This is a genomic window from Micrococcus sp. HMSC31B01, from assembly GCF_001816085.1.
Taxonomy (GTDB): domain Bacteria; phylum Actinomycetota; class Actinomycetes; order Actinomycetales; family Micrococcaceae; genus Micrococcus; species Micrococcus luteus.
Window position 1 is genome coordinate 1 of sequence record NZ_KV825359.1, and the last position, 556, is coordinate 556.

Sequence of the window (556 nt, forward strand, 5' to 3'; positions counted from 1 at the left end):
CGGCGCGGCCGGCCCGAGGGCGAGCGTGGTGACGGGAGCGCCGGCGGCCCGGGCCATGGCGACGCCCCAGCGGGGCCCCTCGCCGCCGTCGAGCGTGATGACGGCGTGGTCGGTGCGAGCGGGGTCGAACAGACCGGCCTTGGCCGCGAAGTACTCCTGCATCGAGCCGTGCATGTCCAGGTGGTCCTGGGTCAGGTTGGTGAACCCGGCCACCGCGTAGCGCAGGCCGGCGATCCGCTGGTACGCCACGGCGTGGGAGGAGACCTCCATGACGGCGGTGTCCACCTCCTCCTCGCGCATGAGCGCCATGAGGGCGTGCAGCTGGGTGGCCTCGGGCGTGGTGAGCGTGGAGGGGACCTCCCGCTCCCCCGCGCGGATCAGGATCGTGCCCACGATGCCCGACCGGCGCCCCAGGGCCTCGAGCAGGGCGGCGGCGAGGAAGCTCGTGGTGGTCTTGCCGTTGGTGCCGGTCACGCCGAGCAGGCGCGGGCCGGTGTCGCCCCCGCCGCCGTAGACGCGGGCCGCCACGGTGCCGGCGGCGGTGCGCACGGCGTCG

Annotated in this window: 1 protein-coding gene; it reads right to left on the reverse strand. The window is 75.7% G+C overall.

Annotated features, from left to right (window positions below; translation table 11 throughout):
• The coding region (locus HMPREF3105_RS10810; protein WP_246830378.1) for a Mur ligase family protein at positions 1 to 556 on the reverse strand (556 nt) is incomplete at both ends.